Here is a 21,318-nt window from a genome sequence, read left to right on the forward strand (position 1 = left end):
TCACGAGAGTCCTGGAGGAGGGCACTTAAAGAAGAACAACGCCTTCCATCACGCCGATGGCGCGCAGGTCCCGGTACCAGCGTTCGACCGGGTGTTCCTTCACGAAGCCGTGGCCGCCGAGCAGCTGCACCCCGGCGTTGCCGATCTGCATTCCCTTGTCGGCGGCCAGTTTCCGGGCCAGCGCGACCTCGCGGGCGTATGGCTTGCCCTGCTCGGCGCGGGCCGCGGCGCGCAGGGTGACCAGGCGCAGGCCTTCGAGCTCGATCGCGATGTCGGCGACGGAGAACGCGACCGCCTGGCGGTGGCTCACCGGCTCGCCGAACGCGGTGCGCTCGTTGACGTAAGGCACGACGTAGTCGAGGACGGCCTTGCCGGTGCCCGCCGCGAGGGCGGCCCAGCCGAGCCGGGACAGCCGCACGCACTCGGTGAACACCTCGATCTTGCCGCCGCCGAGCAGTGCGCCCGCGGGCAGTGAGACCTTGTCCAGGTGGAGTTTCCCGGTGGCCGCACCGCGCAGTCCCATCGCGGGCTCGGCCTCAATGGTGACACCGGCGTTGGTCGACTCGACGATGAACAGTGCCGGGCCGCGCCCCTCGAGGTCCGCGGAGACGATGAACAGCTCGGCTTGTGCGGCGCGCGGGACCATGGCCTTCACGCCGGTGAGCTCGTAGCCCTTCGGAGTGCGCTTTGCCTTTGTCGACGGCTTGAACGGGTCGAACAGCGGGGTCCGTTCCTGCAGCGCCAGCGCGGCGGCCGGGACGTTCTCGCCGACGAACGCGGGCAGGTAGTCCGCCTGCTGCTGCTCGTCGCCCCAGGAGACCAGCGCCGTGCTGACCGCGGACGGCGCGAGCACCGCGACGGCCAGCCCGAGGTCGCCGTGCGCGAGCGCCTCGGCGACCAGCGCGCTGGTGACCACCGAGCGCTCGGTGCCGACGCCGCCCAGCTCCTCGGGAATGCCGACCAGGCTGATGCCCAGCTCGGCGGCCCGGCTCAGCAGGCCCTCGGGTGCCTGGAGCTTCGCGTCGGCGTCGGCCGCGGCGGGCCGCAGCTGCTCGGCCGCGAACTCGGTGACCGTCTCGACGATGAGCTGCTGGTCCTCGCTCGGGGTGAGGTCGAACAGGCCGGTATCACCTGACAGGGTGAGCCTGGCTGGCTTGCCCAGCTTCTGGACCGACTTGAACGAGCGACCGGCCGCACCGGCGACCCGGAAGCCGTTCCTGGTGCTCGCGCTGACCAGGTTCTGGACGGGCTTGCGCAGCCCGGCCCGGTCGATGACCTTGCTGCCGGCCAGCCGGGTGAGCGCGGCCAGGCCGACGCCCATCGCGTCTCGTTTCCTAGGGGCTGCCATTGTCGCCTCTCCATCCCGTTACCTACTCATGAGTAGGTTAACCCGGGCCGGTCGGGAGCGCCAGTGTGACCCCTTACGAGTGAGGTGTCCGCACCTCGCTGCGCCATTTCGCGAACCGGATTCGTTCGACGGTGATGAGTCCCAGGCCGACGGCGGCGGTGACGGCCATCAGCGCGGTCGCCGGGATGTGTTCCAGTAGCGGGGTGGCCGCCAGCAGGAGGGCCGCGAGGACCAGCCGCTGGCGGTTCCAGCTGCCCAGGTTGCGCCGGCGCAGCGCGCTCAGCGCGACCAGGTACAGCGCGATGCCGCCGGTCAGGGCCCAGATCGGGACGCCGTGCAGTGCCTCCGACGGGTTGTGGTGCTCGGTGTCGGAGACGTACAGCAGTGTCTTCTTGAGCCCGAGGGCGACGAGCACGATCCCGGCGATCAAAGGCAAGTGCAGGAAGGTGTACGTGTCCGTGGCGATCTTGGCGCGTTCGCGGCCGGTCGCCGAGGCCAGCTTGCGCTCCGACACCATCGCGACGACGTCGAAGTACATCCACCACATCGCGGCGGCCAGCGCCAGCCCGCAGATCGCCGCGATCGCGATCAGCCAGGACATCGGGAACGAGCCGATGCCGATGCCGATCGCCACGATCGACTCGCCCAGCGCGATGATCACGATCAGCCCGAACCGCTCGGAGAAATGGGCGGGCGAGTTGATCCGCCAGCCGTCGGGCCCGGCGAGGTACACGTTGCTGTAGTCCGCGAGCAGCGCCAGCCCCCAGAGGCCGAGCTGCAGCGTCCCGGACGTGAACGCGGCCGCGGTCAGGATCGCCACGCTGGGCAGCAGCCCGACGAACATGCGCAGCAGTACGCGCCGCAGCCCGGGATCGTGGCGGGCGGCGCCCAGATATGCGACCTGGTGCAGCAGGCGCACGAGGAAGTAGCAGCCGACGAACATCAGCGGCGCGTACAGGCCGCCGGGGAAGTCGGTGAAGGCCTCCGGGATCGTCAGCGAGACCAGGAACATCACCGCCATGGCGCCGAAGATCGCGAGCCGGGCGATGCCGTGGTCGACGTGCAGGGTGTTGGCCAGCCAGGCGTACCCGCACCAGCACCACCACAGCAGGGCGATCATCGCGAGGCCCTGTCCGATGCCGAGGAGGCTGAGGTGGTCGGCCATCAGCTGGGTGGTCTGGGTGATGGCGTAGACGAACACGAGGTCGAAGAACAGCTCGATCGTGCTGACCTTGTGGTCCTCGTCCTCGGTGACCAGATGTAGTCCGGGTGTCTTGGGCACGCGCGGAGAATCGCACGTCCCGACCCGGCGCGCGAGCGTTTTCGCCAGGAAAACCAGCTGCGCGATAGGACCGGGACGGGGGATTGTTTCCCCATGGACGTCCACGCGCGACTACGCCGGGCACGAGAAAAGCACCAGCTGCTCCGGATCGAACGGGTGATCCCGCGCGCGGACCCGGTCGAGGGCTACGTGCTCGACGTCGGCACCGAGTGGGTGCTGCTCGCGACGCTCGACCCCGCGCTGGTGCTCGACGGGTTCACCGCGGTGCGGATCGCCGACATCTCCGTCGCCGGGAAGCAGACGGCTCGCGCCTTCATCCGGCGTGCGCTGGAACTGCACGGCGAATGGCCGCCGTCGTCGCCGGCGGGCGAGATCCCGCTCGACCACCCAGGCGAGCTGCTGGCCGCGCTCGGCGCGGGACGGCCGTTGGTGACCATCCATGTCGAGCGGGATGTGCCGGATGTCTGTTACATCGGCTCTCCTGGCAAGGTCGGCCGTCGGAAGCTGCACCTGCGGGAGGTCTCGTACCGGGCGAAATGGGATGAGGAAACGTCGAAGTGGTCGCTGGCCGACCTCACCCGGATCGAGTTCGGCCGCCGGTACGAACAGGCGCTGTTCGATATCGCCGGAGATGGCTTAACGGCGGTGACTCTGGAACAATTCCCTGGTGGCACAGGACTCAGTCGCGGTGCACCGGTCGATTCTCGTCGCCGACATCGCCGGTTTCACCAGCCCGTCCAGGACGATGACACACCAGCTCGCCGTGCACGACGGTCTTTACGACGTCCTGAAAGGCGCGTTCAAGGAGTCCGGGCTCGACTGGGACGCCTGTGAGTTGCAGGGCACCGGCGACGGCGTGCTGGTCCAGTTGCCGCCCGAGCTGCCCAAAAGCGTGTTGGCCGAAGCCTTTCCCACCAGGTTGATCGCGCGGTTGCACCGGTACAACGCGGTGCACTCCGCCGAGGCGAGCGTGCAGCTTCGCGTCGCGCTGCACGCTGGCGAAGTCCACAACACCGAGCTGGGTTCGGTGAGCCAGGCCGTCAACTTCACGTTCCGTATCCTCGATGCGCCCGAGGCGAAGGCGGCGCTCAAGCAGTCCGGCGCGGCGCTGGCGCTGATCGCGTCGGATTCGTTCTATCACGACGTGATCGCGCACGATCCCGCAGCCGAACCGGGGGCGTACCGTCGGATTCCGGTGGTGGTCAAGGAGACAAGCACGCAGGCTTGGCTGCGCCTGTCGTCCGGTGGATCTCACGACAAAAATGTCCCGGCGGCCGACGGGAAAACCGAGTCCCCCGACGCGTTCCTGGAGCTCGTCGAAGCCGTGCTCGCGGTGCCGTTCGTGCGTGAGCCCCACGGCAGGCAGTTGCTGCTGGACATGATGAACCCGGACGTCGCCACCGCCGTGCCGCACCACGCGCAGCCCCGATTGCACGTGATCGCGCTGGTGCGCACCTGTCTTCGCTACGACGACGGGCTCAGCGGGCTGCTGGCGTGCGTGCGCGCGGTCGACCCCGACTCCGGACCGGTCCGGCGGCTGGCCGCGTTGGTCCGGCAGTGGCCCGCGGCCTGAATTCGCGCCGCACTCTGTGACAAAACATGGCCAGAGTGGGTTCCGGCCTGCTCGTTCGCCGGTATCGCGGTCCGCTGGATGGGTAAACTCACGTCGTTTCCACCAGGTGGGGTAAGGGGGACGTGCGTGCGATCCGGCGCTGGCGCGGTGACGGCACTCGTGGTGCGTGAGGCGGTGGTGAACGCGCTGGCGGATTCCGGGCTCGCCGACGATCTGTCCAGCCGTTCCCTGATGCTGGATCTGATTCGGGAGGATCTGGGGTATCCGCTGACGATTCCGCACCACGCCACCGGGCGGGATCATCTGATCGAACTCGTCAATGCGTGCGCGAAGGCCGACGGCGGTATGAATGCGCTCGTGCACGTGGTACGGGTGATGCGTCCCGGTTCCCCCGAATGCGACCTGGTGCGTCAACTCGTGGACGAACCACACGTTCATGATCTTCTGCCTGCTCCGGATTTGGCGCGTTTACACGAATGGCTGACCGGTGTCCCGGCACCCCGCCTCGATTCACTCGTGCGGCGGATGTCCCCCCGGCCGGAGACGGTGATCCGGCCGGCCGACGCCTGGGAGGCCTTCTCCTTTTTCGCGGACTTCAATGCCGCTCCCGGCGGATTGCCGCCCGCGCTGGCGCTGCTCGAACTCGTCGCGCGGGAACTCGACGCCGGCAAGGCGGCAGAACTGCGGAAATGGAACAGCAACCAGGCGCGCAGGCTTCGGCTCGACGCCGAACTGGAGGCTTTGCGCACGGAGGAGGTGTCACCCGATCCGGCAAACACCAGGCTCCATCTGATGATCGTCGTCCAGCCCGACGGTCTGGCGGCGGACCGGTACCTGCTTTCCCACTGGCGGCAGGAGGATCCCGCCGAGTGGCCGCCGCCGCGCGGGGAGATCCGGCTGGTGTCCGTCGACGAGCTCGAACTGTGTGTCGACGATCTGGTGGTGGAGGCCGAAAGGGCGTGGTCCGAGCATCGTGGGGAGGTCGCGCTGGAATTCGTTCTGCCGCGGCCCTTGCTCGCGCTGCCCGTGCACCTGTGGTGCAAGGAACGGGCTTCGGGATACCCGAAGCCACTGTGCTTCGACTACCCGATCGTGATTCGCTCACTGGAAAGGATGACGTCACGTCAATGGCATCGGGTTTGGCATCAGCGCTGGGAGTCCCATATGGCGGATCCGTCGGCCGGCCGGGTGTACTTCCTCGAAGCAGCCGATCGCGGGTTCGCCGATCCCGGCGCGGATGATCAAGGGGAGATGTCCGCCGAGAAGGCGTTTCGGCTGGACGCGGTACTGAGTGACCAGCAGTGGACCGTCATGGTCTTGGCGTCGTCGCCGCCATTACACCCCGGGCCCGATGGAGATGCGCTCACGGTGGCATTGCGCTCCGGACTGCCGGCACTACTATGGCATCCCGAGGCGTCCTCGGAAGCCTTGCGGGAAGTGGTCGGCGGGTTCGTCGCGAGTGGCGGTTTGGGTGATTTACCGGCGCGGGCGCAGGTCTCACGGCGGGCAGCTTTCCAGCAATCAGCTAGCCCATTCGGCACGAATACGGCGCGCGATTTGGTGGTATTATGGGACGATCCACGTCGCCTGGTGTTTCTCGACCCCGCACCGGGCCACCCGCGGCCGACGGGGGGAGCCGCGGATGAGCGAGACCGCGCATCCTGACCATTCACCGACTTCCCGCGCCGACGCGCCCGATTGGTGGATCTATCGCGGCACCGGCCGTCCCCTGCACGACATCCAGCTCACTGAATTGCTGCCGCCCGCGCCGCCGTGGCGTACTTTCACCGGCGGTCCGCTCCCGGTGAACGACGTGGTCCCGGCCGACGAGGGCGAGGCCGGCCGCAGGCTCGGCGTCGAATTCCACCTGTCCGCCACCGCGGTCGACCCACACGAGGTGGACATGGTGAACGCGGCGCTGTATCTGCGCCGCCCCTTGCTGGTCACCGGCCGTCCCGGCACCGGGAAATCGAGCCTCGCCTACCGGATCTCCCGCGAGCTGCGGCTCGGGCGGGTGCTGCGCTGGCCGATCACCTCGCACACCACGCTGAAATCGGGGCTGTACGGCTATGACGCGATCGGCCGCGCGCAGGCCGCGGGGGCCAGGGTCGCCGCCGCCGGTGGGCGTCCGGAGCCGATGAAGGAACCCCCGATCGGGGAGTTCGTCCGGCTCGGGGTGCTGGGCACCGCGTTCCTGCCGCGCACGCTGCCGCGGGTGCTGCTCATTGACGAGCTCGACAAGAGCGAGGCCGATCTGCCCAACGACCTGCTCAGTCTTTTCGAGGACGGCGAATTCGTCATCCCGGAACTGGAGCGGGTCCGCGGCCGCGACCCCGAGGTCGAGGTGTTCACCGACGATCCCGAGCACCCGGCCACGGTGGCGGGCGGGCGCGTCCTCTGCCGTGCTTTTCCGATCGTGATCATCACCAGCAATGGTGAACGCGAGTTCCCGCCCGCGTTCCTGCGCCGCTGCCTGCGGCTGGAGACCAGGGACCCCGACGCCGAGCAGCTCGCCGCGATGGTCGCCGCCCACCTGGTGGATCCGGAGAACAGCCACGGCACGCGGCTGGTCGGGGAGTTCCTCAACCGCGGCCAGGCCGGTGGCCCCCTGCCCGCGGACAAGCTGCTCGACGCGGTCTACCTCGCGACTTCCGGTGCCTACCGGGAAAACGACGTCTCCTGGCCGCGACTGGTGGACGCGCTGTGGCGGCGGCTGAACTCCATGGTGCCGTGACGTCGTGGGCAGCTCCGCCGGCGCCGGCCGGCCGGATCCCTTCAGCGGGGCGGAAACCAGGACGGGACCACCGCTCGCGGACGCCTCGGCCATCAAGGACCTGATCTGGTCGGAGCTCGCGGACGCGGTGTGGCTCGCGTCTGTCACCGGCGAGGTCCGGCCGGAACCCGAGCCACCGGAACCCACGCCACCCCAACCCGAGCAGTCGCGGACGGCGAACGGGCAATCCCTTGAGCCCGCGCCCGAGCCGGGTTCCCCGCCGGTGGCGGAGGATGGCGGGCGTCCGGTCCGTGAGAGCGCCGACGTCCTCGGCGAACCTACTCCGGCGGAACCCGATCTGTTGCCGCTCGGCAAGACCAGCACCCATAACGGTGAAACCCTGCACCTGATCGTCGACGAACCCGGTCCTCTCCCGGCGTCCCCGGTGCCGTTCCTCGTTGGTGCCAGGGGAATCCTTCGTGCGCTCCGCCCCTTCAAACGTAAGATCTTTTCCCTGCGGGAAGAAGATCAGCAGCTCGACGAAGAGGCCACCGCCGAGCAAGCCGTGCAGGACGGGCTCTGGCTGCCGATGACGAAAGCGGTGAAGAGCCGTTGGCTGGACTTGACCGTGGTGGTGGACACCGGTCCGTCCATGGCGCTGTGGAAGCCGACGGTCACCGCGTTTCTTGCGCTCCTGCAACAACTCGGCGCGTTCCGCACGATCGGGATCCGGCTACTCGGCACCGGCGAGGACGGCGGGCCGACCTTGCGGGGCGGCACCCCGGATACCCCGCCCCGAGGGCCTGACGAACTGCTCGACCCGTCGGGCAGGCGGCTCGTGCTGGTGCTCACGGACGGTGTCGGGGAGGCGTGGCGAAGAGGTCTGGTCGCCCCCCTGCTGGCCCGCTGGGGCGCCGTCGAACCGGTGGCGGTGCTCAACTTGCTTCCGCAGCGGCTCTGGAACCGGGGTGGGCCGCCCGCCCGCCGGGCACGGCTGACCGTGGCGGCGGCGATGCGGCCCAACCGGACGTACGGCCTGACGTTGCCCGACGCCTGGCTGGAGCCGGATCCGGCGGCCGCCGTGCCGCCCGGCACCGTGCCCATCCCGGTGCTCGAACTCGGCGAGCGCTGGCTCGGCTGGTGGGCGCGGCTGGTGACCGGCGCGCACCCGGACCCGGTCAACGCGACGGTGCTGCTCGCACACCAGGATCCCGAGGTCGCGCTGGGCGAATACGCCGACGAGGCCGAAACGCCGCAGCGGTCGGCGGACGAGCGGGTGCGGAGTTTCCTGAGCGTCGCGTCGCCACCGGCTTCCCGGCTCGCGAGACTGCTGGCCGCCGTCCCGGTCACGCTGCCGGTCGCCCGGCTCGTGCAGGCCGAGCTGATGCCCGAATCCGAACCCGGCCATCTCGCCGAGGTGTTCACGAGCGGGTTGCTCGAGGCACCCGTTCGTGCACAACCCTGGGATCAGGCGGCGTTCGACTTTCCCGAGCTGGTCAGGGAAGTGCTGCTCGGCGGCGCCCGGCGGTCCGAGACCGCCCGCGTCATCAGGGTGGCGACCAGGCATTTCGGCGGCCAGAGCAGCGTGCTCACCCGGATGAGGGACGCGCTCGACGAGCCCGACAGCACCCCGGATCCGGTGCTCACCAGGGAAACCGCCGCCGACGTGGCACTCGAACGCGCGGTCATGCGGGCGCTCAGCGGGCCGTACGTCTCCCGCGCCGACCGCTTGCACTCGATCGATAACCGCGCCATCAGCGCTGAATCAAGTCATGTCCCCAAGAAAAGTACTATTACTGAACCGGTGAGTGACACCATGTCCCAGGCGCCCGACCAGGCCGACCTAGCGAGAGAAGCAGCACCCCGGCCGTCGTCCGTCCCGGAGCCGCCCGAAGTCCGCGCCGAAACGCCGTTGTTCCGGTCCAGCGGGCTCGCCACCTTGGCGACCACGGCCCGCCACGAACGTCAGTCCGCGGACGACGCGCCCCCCGTCTGGGGCGCCGTGCCGCCGCGCAACCCGAACTTCACCGGCAGGCGGGAACTGCTCGACCAGCTGGGCAAGCGCCTCAACGCGGGAACCACCGCCGTGCTGCCCGCCGCCCTGCACGGGATGGGCGGCATCGGCAAGACCCAGATGGCCGTCGAGTACGTCTACCGCCACCTGTCCGACTACGACATCGTGTGGTGGGTCCAGGCCACGGAAGTGACCCAGATTCGCACGGCGCTCACCGAACTGGCGCAACACCTTCGCCTGCCAGGGTGCGAGGAGGCCATCACGGCGGTGCCCGCTGTTCGTGAAGCGCTCCGCCTCGGCAGGCCGTACCGCCGGTGGCTGCTGATCTTCGACTCCGCCGAAAGCCCCGACCTTGTCCGGCCGTTCTTCCCGGTGAACGGTTCCGGCGAAATCCTCGTCACCTCGCGTAACCCGGACTGGAGCGGTATCGCGCGTCCACTGGAGCTCGAGGTCTTCCAGCGTGAGGAGAGCAAGGAACTCCTCCGCCTTCGCGGTCCCGAGATCGGCGATGACGACGCGGACCAGCTCGCCGAGAAGCTGGGCGATCTGCCGCTCGCCATCGAGCAGGCCGCGGCCTGGCGCGCGGAGACCGGGATGCCGGTCCAGGAGTACCTGCGGTTGTTCGACGAGAAGGTCACGGAAATCCTCGACACCTCCGCGCCGAGTGACTACGAGCTGTCCGTCGCGGCAGCCTGGAATGTGTCGTTCGACGAGCTGAAGACGCGGAGCCCGGCCGCGCACCATCTGCTGCAGGTATGCGCCTTCTTCGCCCCGGAACCGATTACCCGCAGCCTGTTCACCGGCGTCCGTGGCGTTTCGGTCTCCCCGGAACTGGACACCGCGCTGCGCGACCCCATGCGGCTGTCTCGCGCGATCCGTGACATCAACCGCTACGGCTTGGCGAAGATCGACCACCGCAGTGACACGATCCTGCTGCACCGGCTGGTCCAGCTCGTGCTGCGCAACCGCATGACCGCGCAGCATCGGGCGGACATGCGCCACGGCGCGCACATGCTGCTGGCCAACCTCGACCCCAACGACCCGACGTCGATGAAGCAGTGGCCGCGGTATCTCGAGGTGCTGCCCCATGTCTACGCCTCGGAGCTGATCGACTGCGACGACCGCTGGGTCCGCCAGCTCGTCATCAACCTGCTGAGGTTCCTCTACCACTGGGGCGATCACCAGGGCGCCCTCATCCTCGCCCGTCGCGCGGTCGAAGCCTGGTCGGAACGCCTTGGCGAAGCGGACTCCCAGACGCTGCAGGCCGCCGAACGGCTGGGTTTCTACCTCTGGACCTTGGGCGAGTACGCCGAAGCGAGGGAGATCAACACCCGGACCCTGCGGCTGTACAAGGAAACCATCGGCGACGACCGGGAAGAAACGCTCAACGCGCAGCTCACCGTCGCGGTCGACCTGAAGGCCGGTGGTGATTTCGCCGCCGCGCTTGAGCTCAACAGCCAGACCTATCTGAAGTCCCGCGCGCTGTTCGGCGAGGAGGACCCGGCGACGCTCAACTCGGCGCATGACTACCTCATTTCGCTGCTGCTGACCGGTGATTACGGCAAAACCCGTGAGCTGGGTGAAGCCACCTACGACCGCCGGGTGCAGGTGCTCGGCTACGACAACGCGTCGTCGATCAGCACCCTCGTCGCGCTGCTGCTCGCCCGGCGGGAGCTGGGTGACTACCACTGGGCCCGGGTCGAACAGGAGAAGGTCTCCGAACGCGCGCGTGAGCTGCTCGGTGAAGACCGGGCGTTCACCCTGCTGTGTTACCACTTCCTGGCCGTGGCCCGGCGCAAGGACGGTGACCACCAGACCGCGCTGGACGTCTCACGTGAGGCACTGGACCGCTTCCGGCTCCGGTACGGCGAGCAGCACCCGAACGCCATGGCCTGCGCGCTGGCGCATTCGATCGACATCCGGCACTCGGGTGATCTGCCGAACGCGCACAAGCTCGGCGAGCACGTCTTCGACCTGTACCGGCACAGCCTCGGCGAGCAGCACGCGCACACCCTGTCCGCCGCGCTCGACCTTGGCGTCACCCTGCGGTTGATGGGCGACCCAGCGGCCGCGCTGCGGCTGGACGAGCGCTCACTGGAGCAGTTCCGGACCCGGCTCGGGCCGGATCATCCGCACGCCATCGTGTGCGCGATCGACGTGGCGAGCGATCGGTTCGCCCTTGGTGCGGCGGAATCCGCGCAGACGCTGGACACCGACATCCTGGCCAGGGCGCAGCGAGTGCTGGGGGAGGACCATCCGACGACGCTGGCCGCACAGACGAACCTGGCTGTGGACCTTCGCGAGCTCGGCCGGACGCGAGAAGCGGAAACCCTGCACGCGGACGCGGTGACCCGGTATCGCCGAGTACTGGGCGACACCCACCCGGGGACGATCGCGGCGGTCGGCGGGTTGCGATCCGACTGCGACATCGACCCGATGCCTCTTTGACGGCGCCCACTGACCAGGGCTGACCGCCCTGGTCAGTGGGTGAACCGGCCGATCCAAGCCGCGATGTCCTCGGGTCGCGGCGTCCCGCCACTGACGTCGCGGAGTTCGCGGTGCACCGCCCGGACCAGTTCCGGGCGGTGCAGCAACGCCCGCGCCGCCGGGCCGGTGCCCAGCGCGGAAAGGGCGAGTCCTAGTCCGGCCCACGCCGACGGGCGGTCCGCGTCGGCCGCCAGCGCGCTGCGGTAGCCGTCGGCGGCGTCGTGGAATCTGCCGTCGGCATAAGCGAAATCCGCTTCGATGGCGCCCGGTATGAGCTGCCAGGATTCGGCCAGCCTGGTTCGCCCGTCCGTGCCGAGGCGCAGCCGGAGCAGGCTGGGCCGGGCGTCCGGCCAGGTGCCGTCCGGCACCGGCGTGGGTGCGTTGTCTTCGCCGAGCCGGACCGATCGCGGCCGCCGCAGGGCGCCCGTCCAAGCCGCCGCCAGCCCGGCGACGGTGGCGGGATCCGGGCGTAGGTGGCACAGGCGCCAGCCCGCGTAGTGGTCCGCGGCGAGCGCGGCGGCTTGTCCGGCCTGTTCGGCGGTGACGGGCTCGTCCTGCCAGGGCCGCAGCCTCGCCGCGACGCCGTCGAGGAAACGGCGTCCGGCCGAGGTAAGGACGGGATCCTCGCGCAACACCTGCAGCGAACGCAGGCATTGTGCACGCGACAGCGCGAATTCCATTGCCGCCAGACGATTTCCCGCATCGTCGTGAGCGAGTGAACGCCAGAACGCGGTCACGCCGAAGAAGGCGTAGATGCCCTGTAGCAGCCCCGCTGCCGGACGGGGATCGTTGCGCCAGGGCGCGTAAAAGCGTTCTCGCGAGTCGTTGCCCGTGAGACGCGCCAAGTGCAGCAGCCCGCCCAGCTGGATGTGCTGGAACTCGTGGATCAGTGCCGCGGCCAGGGAAACCGGGTCCTCCGCGCGGCCGACGATCGCGCTGCCGAAAGCTTCCCCGGTCGACGCGCTCGGCAGCCGGAAGGGCACCGGGGGACCGGGCACCAGCGAGTCGAGCCCTTCGGGCAGCGCTTCGGCGTAGCCGGGAAGGTGCCGCACGATCAACCGCCAGGCTTCACCGAGCAGGTCTCGCCAGGTTTGGGTCTCGTCGGCGCCGAGCCGACGGGGACGGGCGGGCTCGTACAGGCCGCGATAGGGATCGACGTCGTCCAGCCGCAGGGAAAGGGCCCGGTTTTCCGACCACAGCTCGACGCCGCGGATGCCCCACCAGCCCGACGCGTCGGTGGCGTGGTCCCCGGGAAGCCGGACGGCCGTACCGTCATGCCGGACTTCCGTGACCCCGTGCTCGCTCCGGACCTCGGCCACGGAACAGGGCGCCGCGGCGGGAAACCGGGCGAGACCCAGCGTCGGCAGGATCGCGCCGCCTTCCCAGAGCGGGATGGTGATGCGGAACGGGAGCCCGGCGCGGATCCCGGCCGTGGCGGCGAGTGCGTGCAGGTGGCCCAGGTGCATCCACAGTGGACAGACGCCGGTGACCTGATCGCGGCACAACCGCGTGGTGTATCCGGCCCAGCTGCCGGTGTAGGGATGGGCGAGCAGCAGATCGAGGACCGCCGGGGAATTCCGCTCGACCCTGGCGAGCAGTTCCCAGGCGATTTCCGGGGGTGGCAACGGGCCGAGCGATTCCGGCGTCTTGGTGACGAAGTCGAACAGCGCGCGCAGAAGGAGCAGTCGTCTGCTGCGCTCGGCTTCCCGCAGTTTCCGGACGACGGCGGCGCCGCCTTCACCACGCGCCAGGCTGTCGATGTCCGACCACGGCAGCCGGTGCGGCGCGAAGTCCTGGGGTCCGGGGTTTTCCCTTCCGGTCACACCCGCTCCCGGCCGTCAGTCGATCCGTTCGGCCCCGCCACTACCTCCGACGGCCACCTGGACGTACGCGGTCCGCTCCCATTCGCGTAGCACCGCGCGTCGCAGTTCGGGGCCGTCCAGCGTTCGTAAACTCGCCCACGACACCGAACTGAGGTCGATCACTTCTGATTCGATTCCGGCGTCCGTGCTGTCCGGGAATGAGCGCATCTCGACGTTCCCCTCTTGGTGGAGAACGAACCACGGTCGGCTCGTAATACCATAATGCCAATACCGCGGCGTTTCAGGAAGGGAAATCGACGGCGGACAGGCCGAGCGTGGCCGTCATCAGCGTGACCAGTTCGGCGTCAAGGCCCGGCCTCGACTTGATCCGGCGGGTGCGGGCGAGGTCGTTCGCGATGGTCAGGGCCGCGTGCACGGTGATCTTCACCTCGCGGGCGTTGAGTTCCGGCCGGGCCGCTGCCAGCAGTGACAACCATCGTTCGACGTAGTCTCTTTGGACGCGCAGCAGGTCGGCCTTGTCGCGTTCCGGGAGCACGACAGGGTCGCCGGAGAACGACACGAGCAATTCCGGCGTGTGCAGAAGCGTGTGCACATACGATTCCGCGAGCCGCCGCAAAGTGGCTGTTTCGTTCGCGGGCGCACTGGTTCGCGACGCGTATTCGGCGCCGACCGCGAGCCGGTCCGCCGCGCGGTGCCCGATCGCGACCATCAGCGCGGCTTTGCTCGCGAAGTGCCGGTAGACACTGGGGCCGGCGATCCCGGCCGCCGCGCCGATGTCCTCCATGCTGACCGCGCGGAAGCCGCGTTCGCCGAACAGGGCTGTCGCGGCGGTCAGGATCAGTTCGCGGCGCGACGGCCTGCCTAGCCCGAGCGGGGGCACCTGAACGGGTGCGGATGGGGACTCCGGCAGTGTCGAGTGCGGTGTCGAGTGCGGTGTCGTGTGCAGTGTGGTGTGCAACACACGCAGGGCCAGGCGGACCAGTAATTCACCGAAGCGTTTCTTCGCCACGGACGTGTGATGGACCGAGACGCTGCCGAACACGCTGAGCCCCGCCCAGCACAGCAGCTCGGCGTCGTCGGCGGCCAGTTCGGGTCGTTGTTCGAGCAGCGCCTTCGTCCATGCCGTGAGTACCGCGCTCGACCGGCGGCGGATCTCGCGCTGGTCCTCCTTCGGCAGGTGCTTGCCCTCCCAGCGCCACAGCGCGGCCACCTCGCGCCGCTCCACTGCCTGGGCCGCGAGGCCGTTGAGCAGGGCTTCCAGCTGATCCTTGGCCGTACGGTCGACGGTCGACAGCGTCTCGGCGGTGGCTGTCTCCATGTCGTCGATGCCGGACAGGACGACGTACGCCAAGATCGCCTGTTTGTCCGCGAAGTGCCGGTACAGCGCCGGGCCGGTGACGCCCGCCGCGGCGGCGATGTCGTTGATGCCGACGCCGTGGTAGCCCCGGGCGCGAAACAGCTCCGCGGCGACCGAGGCGAGCTGCGCCTTGCGGTCGCGCGGGCGCTGGGCTCGCACTGTCGGGTGATCCATAGGTGAATCCACCTTAGCGTCTGTTGACTCGGTGACAACCCGTTGACACCATGGGGTTCATCAGGCATATGTTAGTGGCCATTAGCGTATACTCGTCAGTAGTTAGTTCCGTAGACAGCGCCGTGCGCGGAGGAGTTTTCAGTGAGTGAGGCCTACATCTACGAGGCGATTCGCACGCCTCGCGGCAAGAACAAGGGTGGTGCCCTCCATGGCACCAAGCCGGTCGACCTGGTGGCCGGCCTCATCAACGAGCTGAAGGTCCGGCACCCGAACCTGGACCCGGCCGTGATCGACGACATCATCCTGGGCGTCGTCTCGCCGGTCGGCGAGCAGGGCGCGGACATCGCCCGCACCGCCGCACTGGTCGCGGGCCTGCCCGAGACCGTCGCCGGTGTGCAGCTGAACCGCTTCTGCGCCTCCGGCCTGGAAGCCACGAACATGGCCGCGCAGAAGGTCCGCTCCGGCTGGGACCAGCTGATCATCGCGGGCGGCGTCGAGTCGATGTCGCGAGTACCGATGGGCTCCGACGGCGGCGCGCTGTTCATGGACCCGACCACGGCGTACGACAACTACATCGTGCCGCAGGGCACCGGCGCCGACCTGATCGCCACGATCGAGGGCTTCTCCCGTGAGGACGTCGACGGCTGGGCCGTCCGTTCCCAGGAGAAGGCCGAAGCGGCCTGGTCCGGCGGCTACTTCGCCAAGTCCGTCGTGCCCGTCAAGGACATCAACGGCGTGACGATCCTGGACCACGACGAGCACCGCCGCCCCGGCTCCACCGTTGAGGGCCTCGGCAAGCTCAAGCCCGCCTTCGCCGGTATCGGCGAGCTGGGCGGCTTCGACGCCGTGGCGCTGCAGAAGTACCACTCGGTCGAGAAGATCAACCACGTCCACACCGGCGGAAACTCGTCGGGCATCGTCGACGGCGCGGCCGTCGTGCTGATCGGCAGCGAGCAGGTCGGCAAGGACTTCGGCCTGACCCCGCGGGCCCGCATCGTGGCCACCGCGGCGATCGGCTCCGAGCCGACGATCATGCTCACCGGGCCGACTCCGGCCACTCAAAAGGTCCTCAAGACCGCGGGTCTGACCGTCGACGACATCGACCTTTGGGAGCTCAACGAGGCGTTCGCGTCCGTCGTGCTCAAGTGGATCAAGGACCTGAACCTGCCCGAGGACAAGGTCAACGTCAACGGCGGCGCGATCGCGATGGGTCACCCGCTCGGCGCCACCGGCGCGATGCTGGTCGGCACCGTCGTGGACGAGCTGGAGCGCCGTGACGCGCGCCGCGCGCTCGTCACCCTGTGCATCGGCGGCGGTATGGGCGTTGCCACCATCATCGAGCGGGTCTGAGGGAACTGACAATGACTGAAGCGAAGACCATCCGCTGGGAGCAGGACTCCGACGGTGTTGTCGTGCTGACGATCGACGACCCGAAGCAGTCGGCGAACACGATGAACGCCGACTTCCGCGAGTCGCTCGGTGTGATCGTGGACCGCCTGGAGGCCGAGAAGGACTCCATCACCGGCGTCGTGCTCACCTCGGCGAAGAAGACCTTCTTCGCCGGTGGCGACCTCAACGACCTCATCAAGGCGAAGCCGGAAGACGCGGCCGAGTTCACGCAGAGCAGTGGCCTGATGAAGGGCCAGATGCGGCGGCTCGAGCAGCTGGGCAAGCCAGTCGTCTCGGCGATCAACGGCGCCGCGCTCGGTGGCGGCCTCGAGATCACCCTCGCGACGCACCACCGCATCGCGGCGGACGTCAAGGGCAGCGTCATCGGCCTGCCCGAGGTCACCCTCGGCCTGCTGCCCGGCGGCGGCGGCGTGGTGCGCACGGTCCGTCTGCTCGGCATCCAGAGCGCGCTGCTGAACGTCCTCCTGCAGGGCCAGCGCCACCGCGTCCGCAAGGCGCTGGAGCTCGGCCTGGTGCACGAAGTCGTCGACACCGTCGAGGAGCTCGTGCCCGCCGCGAAGGCGTGGATCAAGGCGAACCCCGAAGGCGGCGTGCAGCCGTGGGACGTCAAGGGTTACAAGATCCCGGGCGGCACCCCGTCCAACCCGAGCTTCGCGGCGAACCTGCCCGCCTTCCCGGCGAACCTGCGCAAGCAGATCAAGGGCGCCAACATGCCCGCCCCGCGCGCCATCCTGGCCGCGGCGATCGAGGGCGCGCAGGTCGACTTCGACACCGCGATCACGGTCGAGACGCGCTACTTCATCTCGCTGGCGACCGGCCAGGTCTCGAAGAACATGACGAAGGCGTTCTTTTTCGACCTCCAGTCGATCAACTCCGGCGGCTCCCGCCCGGTGCCTGATGCCGCCTCCGCGGGAGGAAATACATCGGCGGGCGGCTTCGAGAAGTTCACGGCCAAGAAGGTCGGCGTCGTCGGCGCCGGGATGATGGGCGCGGCGATCGCGTACGTCTCCGCCAAGGCCGGAATCGACGTCGTGCTCAAGGACGTCACGCAGGAAGCCGCCGAAAAGGGCAAGGGTTACGCGGCCAAGATCGAAGAGAAGGCGCTCTCGCGTGGCAAGACCACGAAAGAGCGTTCGGACGCGCTGCTGGCGAAGATCACGCCGACCGCCGACCCGGCCGACTTCAAGGGTGTCGACTTCGTCATCGAGGCCGTTTTCGAGAGTGTCGAGCTGAAGCACAAGGTGTTCGGCGAGATCGAGAGCATTGTCAACCCCGACGCCGTGCTCGGCTCCAACACCTCCACCCTGCCGATCACCTCGCTCGCCGAGGGCGTGCAGCGGCAGGAGGACTTCATCGGGATCCACTTCTTCTCGCCGGTGGACAAGATGCCGCTGGTCGAGATCATCTGCGGCGAGAAGACCTCCCCGGCCACGCTGGCCAAGGTCTTCGACTACACCCTGCAGATCAAGAAGACCCCGATCGTCGTCAACGACAGTCGCGGCTTCTTCACCTCGCGCGTCATCGGCACGTTCATCAACGAGGCCGTCGCCGCGCTGGGCGAGGGTGTCGAGCCCGCGTCGATCGAGCAGGCGGGCGCGCAGGCCGGGTACCCGGCTCCGCCGCTGCAGCTGATGGACGAGCTGACGCTGACCCTGCCGCAGAAGATCCGCAAGGAGAGCCGCGCCGCGATCGAGGCGGCCGGTGGCACCTGGAACGGGCACGCGTCCGAGGGCGTCATCGACCGCATGGTGGACGAGTTCGGCCGCAAGGGCCGCTCGACCGGCTCGGGTTTCTACGACTACGACTCCGAGGGCAAGCGGACCGCGTTGTGGTCTGGCCTGCGTGACGCCTTCAAGTCGGGCAGCGCCGAGGTCCCGTTCGAGGACCTCAAGGAGCGGATGCTCTTCGCCGAGGCACTCGAAACGGTGAAATGCTTCGACGAAGGCGTCCTGACGACCATCGCCGACGCGAACATCGGCTCGATCTTCGGCATCGGCTTCCCGGCGTGGACGGGCGGCGTCATCCAGTACATCAACCAGTACGACGGTGGCCTCGCCGGTTTCGTCGCTCGTTCCCGCCAGCTGGCGGAGCGCTACGGCGACCACTTCCTGCCGCCGGAGTCTCTCGTCGTGAAGGCCGAGAAGGGTGAGACCTACGAGTAGGTAGGTCGCGGCTTTCCCGATGTGTCATGAAGGGGCCCTTTAGGACGAAATTTGTCCGGAAGGGCCCCTTCATGCAACTCCTCCACTAGAGTCCGCAGCGCTTCTCCGCAAACTCTGCGGGCGACCGTGGTGGTGCACTAGAGTGCGTCGGCGTGGACGAGAAGCGGTGGGGATTCGAGGAAGCCGACGACTGGGAATACCAGGAATTGGGCGGCAAGGCGTCGTCAAAAGCGGTTCCGGCAGCCGAAGATGAGCTGGTCGGACGCGATCCTGACGCGGTGGTCGAGGTCGTCGTGTCGCCGTCCGCCGAGGTGCTCGCAGTTCGGTTGGCACCCCAGTGGCGCAAGTCGGTGGACCCGCGTGGATTGCACACGTGCGCTGTCACCGCGGCCAATATGGCCACTATGCGGGCCTTGTCAGTCGCCGTCGAGCAGGTCGATTTCACCGCCGCGGCGATTCCGCCCCCGGCCGCTCCTAACGGTGCCGACGACGAATCGGCACTGACCACACAGGACATGCAGCGGCTCTTCGACTCGGTCGCCACCGAGCTGGAGCGCTTCACCGAGCAGGCCGCCGAGGTGATGAACCAAACCTCGACGATCAGCAGTGCGGGCGGCCACGTGCAGGGCACCGCTCAACAGGGACAGGTGCTCGGCCTGGACATCGACGCCACCTGGGCGAGCGTGGCCAGGCAGGGCGAGATCGAGAGCGAACTGCTCGAGGTGCTGCGCGGGCTGCGCGCGTCGAGCAGCCCGAACGACTTGTCGGCCGGGCCCACCGGCACCGGGATTTCCGAACTGATGGAACTGGTCGGCGATCCGCAACGGCTGATGCGGCGGCTGGGCTTGCCCGGCTGATCGTTTTCTGCGAAGGGAGGGACCAGGCATGGTGGACATCAAGGCGGCCATGGGCGCCTTGCGTGCCGATGCGGGGATTTGGGATATCGCCGCGCAGGACACGGACGGACCGCGGCAGGCGATCGGGGCGCTCGGGCTCACGCCGTACGACGTTTCGATGTACGGAGTGGACAAGGGCATCGACAAGACTTACGCGGGGGCACAGCAAGCCCTGATGACCATGTTGCAGCAGGCGGCTGAGAACTTTCACAATCTCGCCGGAGCGTTGCGACACGCCGCTGATCTGTACGACCAAGGCGAAGCGGATCACCAGGAGCGCCTTAAGAACGCCGCGGAACCCGGCAACTGACTCAGAGGACGGACACGCTCGTGAATAGCCCTATTGTCCAGCAGGCCGGCGACAAGTCGAAAGAGCTGGAACGGAAGATCCAGGAGTTCTTCGACAAGGTCAACGACGTGCTGGACTGGGTCCCCAGCTTCTTCTCCGACTTGATCGAACCGATCAAGCGGGGCATGGACGCGCTCAAACAGAAGGTGAAGGAGTTCTGGGACCGGGTGAACCAGCTGTTCGATCAGCCTGGCAGCCCGGACCGGTGCCACCAGGTCGCCGCGGAGTGGGTGGACAAGGTCGGCAACATCATCGGGGACATCAGCGGGCATATCGGTCTCGACAAGATGCAGACCAACCTGGACTGGCAGGGGCGCGGGGCCGAGGCCTACAAGGCGGCAGTGCCCGCCCAGGTCAGTGGGCTGAACTCGATCAAGGACCTGGCGAACCAGCTGCGCGGCTCGCTGGACAACCTCGGCAACGGCATCGAGTCGTTCTGGACGGCGATGATCGCGGCGCTCGTGGCCTTCGTCGTCGGCGCGGCCGGGGCCATCATCGCGGCGGCCACCGTGGTGGGCATTCCGGTGGCGATCGGCGCCATCCTCACCGCGGCTGGGGTCTCCATAGCCTTGATCACCACCGCCATCCTTTCGGTGCAGTCGCTGACGAACACCATCTCCACCGAGCAGAACACCATCGCGCAGAAGGTGCACGACCTCGGTACCGAATGGGCCAAGTCGAACGTCGGGGCGATGCAGGAGAAGTCCGACTGGCACGTGATGACCTGATGGTCGTCCAGCGTGTTGTCGGGGTGACCGGCGCGCTTGTCATCGTCATGGCTTTCGTAGTGGCCGCCGCACTGGTCGCGATCGGCATGGCGACCCCTGATGGAACGCACCCCATTTTTTACCTGGGGCTCGCACTGCTCGGTGGCGGCGCGATGTGTCTCCTGCTCTCCGGTGTCGGATCGACGATGGCACGGTCTCGCGAAGCCACCGTGTGGGCGCTGGATCGGCAGTTTTTCGCCAGCGTTCGCCGGATGGTGCTCGTGGCTTGGATTATCGCCATCGTGGTGGATGTGGTGGGCTCCCTCATCGTGGTGCGTGTTCAGCGGGTGCCGGACGAACCGGTCCCGTTGAGCACGGGCACGTTGGTGTCCACCTTTGGCGTGGCCGTACTGACCGTGGTGGTCACCGGTGTGAATTCGTTTGTGACTCGTCGCCTCGTGCCCAGGATGTGACAGATGCCTGCCCAGCAGCCGTACTACCGTCCTCTCGATCCGGTCCGGGTCCGGCGGATAGTGGGTAACGCCATGCCGCTGGGGCTCGGCGCTCTGGTACTGGGCGTGCTTCTCGTCGGTGCGGTGGTCTATTTGGTGTCGGCATGGGTGGCCAAGTCACCTCTGCTGGTGATGACCGTCGGTACCGAAGGAGCCTTGACACTCATCGTGCTGATGTTCGGCTTCCTGACGACGAAAATGCGGTCCACGGTGTCGAACGGCCATCTGGAGATGGTCGCTGCCACCGCGCTGCGGCGGAACCTCCTCGTGCTGTGGAACTTCGGCATGGTCCTCGCCTGTCTTGGCTGCCTCACTCTGGTGATCGGGCTCAGCCTGGTGCGGACGCCGGTCGGCGCGGCGCCGTATCTCGCCGGAACGCTCCCCGCGCTCGTCGCGGCGGTCTATCTGGGCTTCGTCGCGGCGTCGGCGAGCCGCCTCCTGCGCGTCTAGCGGACAAGGACCGGACAGGATCGGCGATGACACCGGTTTGTCGCTTCGAATTCGTTGCGAC

At 68.2% G+C, this 21,318-nt stretch carries 17 protein-coding genes; 12 read left to right on the top strand and 5 right to left on the bottom strand.

All coding sequences use genetic code 11. The annotated features are described in order from the left end of the window. Positions 1 to 25 precede the first annotated feature (25 nt). Together QMK34_RS21315 and QMK34_RS21320 are read right to left on the bottom strand one after the other, a co-directional pair. Complete coding sequence (locus tag QMK34_RS21315; RefSeq protein ID WP_326415959.1) at positions 26 to 1,321, bottom strand: acyl-CoA dehydrogenase family protein; 1,296 nt, start codon at positions 1,319 to 1,321, stop codon at positions 26 to 28. A gap of 100 nt (positions 1,322 to 1,421) precedes the next feature. Continuing rightward, positions 1,422 to 2,630: a low temperature requirement protein A gene (locus QMK34_RS21320; protein ID WP_326415934.1), complete on the bottom strand. Its 1,209-nt coding sequence runs from the start codon at positions 2,628 to 2,630 to the stop codon at positions 1,422 to 1,424. A 93-nt stretch (positions 2,631 to 2,723) separates the two neighbouring features. Between QMK34_RS21320 and QMK34_RS21325 the strand changes: the two genes are divergently transcribed. From QMK34_RS21325 to fxsT, 5 genes are all read left to right on the top strand, one after another. Next, positions 2,724 to 3,464 (top strand): hypothetical protein, encoded by a 741-nt coding sequence (locus tag QMK34_RS21325; RefSeq protein ID WP_326415935.1) that lies wholly within the window; start codon positions 2,724 to 2,726, stop codon positions 3,462 to 3,464. Beyond that, complete coding sequence (locus QMK34_RS21330; RefSeq protein WP_326415960.1) at positions 3,346 to 4,203, top strand: effector-associated domain 2-containing protein; 858 nt, start codon at positions 3,346 to 3,348, stop codon at positions 4,201 to 4,203. Before QMK34_RS21325 ends, QMK34_RS21330 begins: the two co-directional genes overlap by 119 nt. A gap of 147 nt (positions 4,204 to 4,350) precedes the next feature. Then, positions 4,351 to 5,868 carry a VMAP-C domain-containing protein gene (locus tag QMK34_RS21335; protein ID WP_326415936.1) on the top strand — a complete coding sequence of 506 codons (1,518 nt, stop codon included), beginning with the start codon at positions 4,351 to 4,353 and terminating at the stop codon, positions 5,866 to 5,868. Then, a complete protein-coding gene (locus QMK34_RS21340; RefSeq protein WP_326415937.1) occupies positions 5,846 to 6,937 on the top strand; it encodes an AAA family ATPase in 1,092 nt (363 codons plus the stop codon). The genes QMK34_RS21335 and QMK34_RS21340 overlap by 23 nt, the downstream gene beginning before the upstream one ends. Before the next feature lie 4 nt (positions 6,938 to 6,941). Continuing rightward, complete coding sequence (gene fxsT / locus QMK34_RS21345; RefSeq protein WP_326415938.1) at positions 6,942 to 11,378, top strand: FxSxx-COOH system tetratricopeptide repeat protein; 4,437 nt, start codon at positions 6,942 to 6,944, stop codon at positions 11,376 to 11,378. Positions 11,379 to 11,410: 32 nt separating this feature from the next. On the opposite strand, the gene QMK34_RS21350 is transcribed toward fxsT, so the two are convergent. The 3 genes from QMK34_RS21350 to QMK34_RS21360 form a co-directional block, all read right to left on the bottom strand. Next, complete coding sequence (locus tag QMK34_RS21350; RefSeq protein WP_326415939.1) at positions 11,411 to 13,240, bottom strand: HEXXH motif domain-containing protein; 1,830 nt, start codon at positions 13,238 to 13,240, stop codon at positions 11,411 to 11,413. Positions 13,241 to 13,255: 15 nt separating this feature from the next. Continuing rightward, positions 13,256 to 13,447, bottom strand: coding sequence for a hypothetical protein (locus tag QMK34_RS21355; RefSeq protein WP_326415940.1), 192 nt, complete (start codon positions 13,445 to 13,447; stop codon positions 13,256 to 13,258). 73 nt (positions 13,448 to 13,520) lie between these two features. Next, positions 13,521 to 14,771: a TetR/AcrR family transcriptional regulator gene (locus tag QMK34_RS21360; protein WP_326415941.1), complete on the bottom strand. Its 1,251-nt coding sequence runs from the start codon at positions 14,769 to 14,771 to the stop codon at positions 13,521 to 13,523. 141 nt (positions 14,772 to 14,912) lie between these two features. Here QMK34_RS21360 and QMK34_RS21365 point away from each other — a divergent pair, with 141 nt between their 5' ends. The 7 genes from QMK34_RS21365 to QMK34_RS21395 all read left to right on the top strand — a co-directional run bounded on the left by QMK34_RS21365 (position 14,913) and on the right by QMK34_RS21395 (position 21,257). Then, the gene (locus QMK34_RS21365; RefSeq protein ID WP_326415942.1) at positions 14,913 to 16,121 is read left to right on the top strand and encodes an acetyl-CoA C-acetyltransferase; all 1,209 of its coding nucleotides are present in this window, start codon (positions 14,913 to 14,915) and stop codon (positions 16,119 to 16,121) included. A gap of 11 nt (positions 16,122 to 16,132) precedes the next feature. Continuing rightward, positions 16,133 to 18,343 carry a 3-hydroxyacyl-CoA dehydrogenase NAD-binding domain-containing protein gene (locus QMK34_RS21370; protein ID WP_326415943.1) on the top strand — a complete coding sequence of 737 codons (2,211 nt, stop codon included), beginning with the start codon at positions 16,133 to 16,135 and terminating at the stop codon, positions 18,341 to 18,343. Between the two features lie 152 nt (positions 18,344 to 18,495). Next, positions 18,496 to 19,200, top strand: coding sequence for a hypothetical protein (locus QMK34_RS21375; protein ID WP_326415944.1), 705 nt, complete (start codon positions 18,496 to 18,498; stop codon positions 19,198 to 19,200). A gap of 28 nt (positions 19,201 to 19,228) precedes the next feature. Next, positions 19,229 to 19,549, top strand: coding sequence for a hypothetical protein (locus tag QMK34_RS21380; protein WP_326415945.1), 321 nt, complete (start codon positions 19,229 to 19,231; stop codon positions 19,547 to 19,549). Positions 19,550 to 19,569: 20 nt separating this feature from the next. Beyond that, a complete protein-coding gene (locus QMK34_RS21385; RefSeq protein WP_326415946.1) occupies positions 19,570 to 20,316 on the top strand; it encodes a hypothetical protein in 747 nt (248 codons plus the stop codon). Further along, positions 20,316 to 20,768, top strand: a complete 453-nt coding sequence (locus tag QMK34_RS21390) for a hypothetical protein (RefSeq protein ID WP_326415947.1) — start codon at positions 20,316 to 20,318, stop codon at positions 20,766 to 20,768. Before QMK34_RS21385 ends, QMK34_RS21390 begins: the two co-directional genes overlap by 1 nt. A gap of 3 nt (positions 20,769 to 20,771) precedes the next feature. After that, positions 20,772 to 21,257, top strand: coding sequence for a hypothetical protein (locus tag QMK34_RS21395; RefSeq protein ID WP_326415948.1), 486 nt, complete (start codon positions 20,772 to 20,774; stop codon positions 21,255 to 21,257). The last annotated feature ends 61 nt before the right edge of the window (positions 21,258 to 21,318 follow it).

The organism is Amycolatopsis sp. H20-H5 (assembly GCF_035828755.1).
Classification (GTDB): Bacteria; Actinomycetota; Actinomycetes; order Mycobacteriales; family Pseudonocardiaceae; genus Amycolatopsis.

Excerpts from the sequence above, each read along its gene's own strand:
- QMK34_RS21315 (WP_326415959.1), bottom strand. The coding sequence starts at position 1,321 with ATGGGCGTCGGCCTGGCCGCGCTCACCCGGCTGGCCGGCAGCAAGGTC.
- QMK34_RS21325 (WP_326415935.1), top strand. The coding sequence starts at position 2,724 with ATGGACGTCCACGCGCGACTACGCCGGGCACGAGAAAAGCACCAGCTG.
- QMK34_RS21340 (WP_326415937.1), top strand. The coding sequence starts at position 5,846 with ATGAGCGAGACCGCGCATCCTGACCATTCACCGACTTCCCGCGCCGAC.
- QMK34_RS21355 (WP_326415940.1), bottom strand. The coding sequence starts at position 13,447 with ATGCGCTCATTCCCGGACAGCACGGACGCCGGAATCGAATCAGAAGTG.
- QMK34_RS21360 (WP_326415941.1), bottom strand. The coding sequence starts at position 14,771 with ATGGATCACCCGACAGTGCGAGCCCAGCGCCCGCGCGACCGCAAGGCG.
- QMK34_RS21370 (WP_326415943.1), top strand. The coding sequence starts at position 16,133 with ATGACTGAAGCGAAGACCATCCGCTGGGAGCAGGACTCCGACGGTGTT.
- QMK34_RS21380 (WP_326415945.1), top strand. The coding sequence starts at position 19,229 with ATGGTGGACATCAAGGCGGCCATGGGCGCCTTGCGTGCCGATGCGGGG.
- QMK34_RS21390 (WP_326415947.1), top strand. The coding sequence starts at position 20,316 with ATGGTCGTCCAGCGTGTTGTCGGGGTGACCGGCGCGCTTGTCATCGTC.
- QMK34_RS21395 (WP_326415948.1), top strand. The coding sequence starts at position 20,772 with ATGCCTGCCCAGCAGCCGTACTACCGTCCTCTCGATCCGGTCCGGGTC.